Consider the following 4,225-nt stretch of genomic DNA (forward strand, 5'->3'; position numbering starts at 1 on the left):
GGACGACCAGGTCAAAACGCGTTCGGCTTACTCGCTTGAGGCACCCTGTCCCTTCGCCTTGGGACTGTAATTTTGGTGATCGGATCGTTCGCCATGGCGAAGCGCAAGCAACCGAAAAAACACCGCAGGCGGAACGTCGGGCACTTGCCTGACGCCTCCGAAAGTCCTGATGCACTCACTTGCGGAAGACCGCATTCGCATCAGGCCCAAGGGTGCAACGGGCACCCGGCGTTCCGCACGCCCTCTCACAGGGGCAGGAATGCAAAAGACGACGGCGCCCCCGCGCCGCAAACAATGGGGGTGATGACGCATGTCTGAAGAGCAGTGGCTGTTTGACATTTACATCAGCGATGGCGCACTGGCGCCAGAAGTCTCCCTCCGTCAAGCATTGCGTAGCAATGCGCAGTGGGGGCCGGCGGACGAATTCGTCCGCCGTAGTCGGCCGAGCAAGGCGATGCCAAGCATCGACGAAGTGGAGGCCGGGGTGGGGTGCCTCCGCAAGCACTGAGCCAGTGGAAGCACCCCACCCGTCTGGCCTTCAGCCAGCCACCCTCCCCACCGCGCGCGGCTGCGCCGCGCAAGGGGGAGGGACAAGAAAGCGCCGCTACACTATCTCCCTACACCTTCACCATTCGCTTGCCCCGGTTCTCACCGGCCAGCAAACCGATCAGCGCCTGCGGCGTGTTCTCCAGCCCGTCGATGACATCTTCCTGCACCTTGAGCTTGCCGGCGGCGACCCAGGACTGCAGATCGGCCAAAGCCTTTTCGCGCTGGTTCATATAGTCCATCACGATGAAGCCCTGCATGATCAGGCGTTTCACCACGATGAGACCGGGCACGCCGCGGGGGCCGGTCGCCGAGGGCGCGCCGTCATATTGCGAGATGGCGCCGCAGCAGGCGATGCGGCCGTTGAGATTCATTTGTGCGAGACAGGCCTCGAGGATGTCGCCGCCGACATTGTCGAAATAGACGTCGATGCCACCCGGCGCAGCCGCCTTCAGCGCCTTGAACACCGCGCCGTCCTTGTAGTCCACCGCGGCATCGAAGCCGAGTTCCCCAGTCAGCCAGTCGCATTTGTCCTTGCCGCCGGCGATGCCGATCACACGGCAGCCCTTGATCTTGGCGATCTGGCCGACGATGGATCCGACCGAGCCTGCCGCCGCCGAGACGACGACGGTCTCGCCTGCCTTGGGCTTGCCGACGTCGAGCAGGCCGAAATAGGCTGTGAGCCCGGCGATGCCATAGACGCTGAGCAGATGCGTCATCGGTTCCATTGATGGCATCTTGTTGAGATGCTTGGCCGGCACCGCCGCGTAATTCTGCCAGCCGGTGTCGCCGAACACGATGTCACCCGGCTTCAGCGCAGGCGACTTCGACGACACGACTTCGGCAATGCCGCCGCCCGCCATCACCGTATTGGCCTCGACAGCCGCGCGATAGGTCGCGCCGTGCATCCATGCGCGATTGGCGGCATCGAGCGAGATGTAACGCACGCGGAGCAGCGCTTCGCCATCTTTCGGCTCGGGAATCTGGCCCTCTGATAGTTTGAAATGCTCGGGCCCCAATTTTCCTGTGGGCTTTTCGACGAGTAGCACCTGATGATTGACGGTGTCGGTCATGGCCGTTGTCTCCCTGTTGGTTTTCTCTGTCGAAACTTGTTGCAACTGTCGCGCATAAAACAATCAGGTTGCACAGTTTTTGTAGTTGGTGCCGACGCTAAGCGGCAGTGCGCCATCTCACAATGGCTATTTGCTACCCGATGATACCAAATCCGACGAACGCTGTTGCGCGCTCTGATCAATATGACAGACTGTCGCAGTTGGGAATGTGTAACGGGGGTCGGTATGACGAACAGGTTTACGCAATACATTCTGATCGCGATGGCGCTGGGCATCGTGATGGGCTCGCTGGTTTTCAACTATTTGCCCGATAGCCGTGTCGAGATCGCGGCCGACGTCAATCTGATCGCCATGTTATTCCTGCGCCTGATCAAGATGATCATCGCGCCCCTGGTCTTCGCCACGCTGGTCGGCGGCATCGCCCATATGGGCTCGGGCTCCAAGCTCGGCCGCATCTTCGCCAAGACCATGGGTTGGTTCGTCAGCGCCTCCTTCATCTCGCTGCTGCTCGGCCTCGTGATGGTCAACCTGTTGCAGCCGGGCGCAAATTTCCCGGGAACGCTGCCGGCCGCGGGCCAGTCGACGGGCCTGCCAGTGTCGGCCTTCTCGATCGAGAAATTCCTCACCCATTTGATCCCGACCTCCATCGCGGACGCGATGGCACAGAACGAGATCCTGCAGATCGTCATCTTTGCCGTGTTCTTCGCAGTTGCGATGGGCGCCATGCCGGAACGCTCCAAGCCTATGCTGCAGCTGATCGATGACCTCGGCCACATCATGCTGAAGGTTACCGGCTATGTGATGCTGTTCGCGCCGCTCGCGGTGTGGGCGGCGATCATGGCGACCGTGTCGAAGAACGGCCTCGGCGTGTTGTGGAAGCTGATCGTCTTCATGGGCGGCTTCTATCTGTCGCTGGCGATTCTGTGGGGTATCCTCGTGGTGGTCGGCTTCATCGTCATCGGCCCGCGCTACAGCCATCTGCTGCGGCTGATCCGCGAACCCTTGATGATCGCCTTCTCCACGGCGAGTTCGGAAGCCGCATATCCGAAGACGCTGGAAGGCCTCAACCGCTTCGGCGCCTCGTCGCGCATTTCTAGCTTCGTCCTGCCGCTGGGCTATTCGTTCAATCTCGATGGCACGATGATGTACTGCACCTTCGCCAGTATCTTTATCGCGCAGACCTATCACATCGAGATGTCGCTCGGCACGCAGCTCGCAATGCTGGCAACGCTGATGATCACCTCGAAGGGCGTCGCCGGCGTACCGCGCGCGTCCTTGGTGGTGATCGCGTCCACGTTGAGCCAGTTCAACATTCCGGAAGCCGGCCTGTTGATGATCATGGGTATCGACACCTTCCTCGACATGGGCCGCAGCGCTACCAATGTGATCGGCAACTCGCTGGCTACGGCGGTGGTCGCGAAATGGGAAGGCGAACTCGCGCCCGAACATGAGCTGGGTCCCGACGATGTGGTGCCTGGCGACATGATTCCCGGAGAAATCCCCGCCCTCGGACATGGTTGAGGTGCGTGATGCGCTACTATCTGACCGGTTCGATCACCGGGCTTCTGGCAGCTTTGCTGCTGGCGACGACTGCGCAGGCGCAAGCGCCTGCGGAAGGGCTTAGCCCGACGCTGGCGGCGATCAAGAAGGCGCATATGGTCAAGCTCGGCTACCGCGAGAGCTCGCCGCCATTCTCGTTCCTCGATCAGGCGGGCCGGCCGATCGGCTACAGTCTCGAACTCTGCGAGGCCATCGTCGAGGATATCGGCATCGAGGTCGACGATCCCCAGCTCAAGATCGAATATGTAAAAGTGACGTCGGACGATCGCATTCCCGCGGTGGTCGACGGCAAGATCGATCTCGAATGCGGCTCGACCACGGCCAATGCCGAACGGCGCAAGCAGGTTGCGTTCTCGCCGCTGATGTTTGTCGCCGGCACCAAGCTGATGGTGCCGAAAACCACGGCGGGTACTGCACCGACTGACTTCAAGGGCAAGACCATTGTCGTTACCAAAGGCACCACCAATGAACAGGCGATGCATGCTGTCGACAAGAAGTTCAATCTCGGCCTCAACATCGTGGTCTCGCCCGATCATGAGCAGAGCTACCAGATGCTGGTCGACGGCAAGGCCGATGCCTTCGCGACCGACGATATCCTGCTGTCGGGCCTGATCGCGCGGCACAAGTCGCAGGACAAGTTCCGCGTGGTCGGCGATTACCTGTCCTATGATCCCTACGGCATCATGTTTCGTAAGGGTGAGCCGCAGCTTGCGGCTGTCGTCGAGCGTGCGTTTCGACGGCTCGGCTCCAACCGTGATCTGATCCCGCTCTATAACAAATGGTTCGTCGCCCGCCTGCCGACCGGCGAGCGCATGGGCGTTTCGATCTCGCCGCAGCTGGAAGAGAGCTTCAAGGTGCTGGACGACAGCGCTGGTGGGACGAATTGACCGCGTAGCGGTCATTCCGGGGCGCGCTCTTGCGCGAACCCGGCGACTGTCTTGTGTGTCAATGAGGCTGGGTCTCTCCGTCATAGTGTTTGTTGGCTTTGACGAGCGCGTTGGCGGTGATGAGGAGCTTTCGGGCAACGGCGATGAGTGCGACCTTGG

Annotated in this window: 4 protein-coding genes; 3 read left to right on the forward strand and 1 reads right to left on the reverse strand. The window is 61.0% G+C overall.

Annotation, left to right across the window (positions count from 1 at the left end):
• The first annotated feature begins 310 nt into the window (after window positions 1-310).
• A complete protein-coding gene (locus A4A58_RS17575) occupies window positions 311-508 on the forward strand; it encodes a hypothetical protein (RefSeq protein WP_068734426.1) in 198 nt (65 codons plus the stop codon).
• Window positions 509-617: 109 nt separating this feature from the next.
• On the opposite strand, the gene A4A58_RS17580 is transcribed toward A4A58_RS17575, so the two are convergent.
• The gene (locus A4A58_RS17580; RefSeq protein WP_068734427.1) at window positions 618-1,619 is read right to left on the reverse strand and encodes an NADP-dependent oxidoreductase; all 1,002 of its coding nucleotides are present in this window, start codon (window positions 1,617-1,619) and stop codon (window positions 618-620) included.
• 225 nt (window positions 1,620-1,844) lie between these two features.
• Between A4A58_RS17580 and A4A58_RS17585 the strand changes: the two genes are divergently transcribed.
• A complete protein-coding gene (locus tag A4A58_RS17585) occupies window positions 1,845-3,140 on the forward strand; it encodes a dicarboxylate/amino acid:cation symporter (RefSeq protein ID WP_068734431.1) in 1,296 nt (431 codons plus the stop codon).
• Window positions 3,141-3,148: 8 nt separating this feature from the next.
• Window positions 3,149-4,066, forward strand: a complete 918-nt coding sequence (locus A4A58_RS17590) for an amino acid ABC transporter substrate-binding protein (protein ID WP_068734434.1) — start codon at window positions 3,149-3,151, stop codon at window positions 4,064-4,066.
• Window positions 4,067-4,225: the final 159 nt, after the last annotated feature.

Source organism: Tardiphaga robiniae (genome assembly GCF_001618955.1).
Classification (GTDB): domain Bacteria; phylum Pseudomonadota; class Alphaproteobacteria; order Rhizobiales; family Xanthobacteraceae; genus Tardiphaga; species Tardiphaga robiniae_A.

What these genes read in the sequence shown, in the direction of transcription:
- A4A58_RS17575 (WP_068734426.1), top strand. Translation starts at nt 311, where the DNA reads ATGTCTGAAGAGCAGTGGCTGTTTGACATTTACATCAGCGATGGCGCA.
- A4A58_RS17580 (WP_068734427.1), bottom strand. Translation starts at nt 1,619, where the DNA reads ATGACCGACACCGTCAATCATCAGGTGCTACTCGTCGAAAAGCCCACA.
- A4A58_RS17585 (WP_068734431.1), top strand. Translation starts at nt 1,845, where the DNA reads ATGACGAACAGGTTTACGCAATACATTCTGATCGCGATGGCGCTGGGC.
- A4A58_RS17590 (WP_068734434.1), top strand. Translation starts at nt 3,149, where the DNA reads ATGCGCTACTATCTGACCGGTTCGATCACCGGGCTTCTGGCAGCTTTG.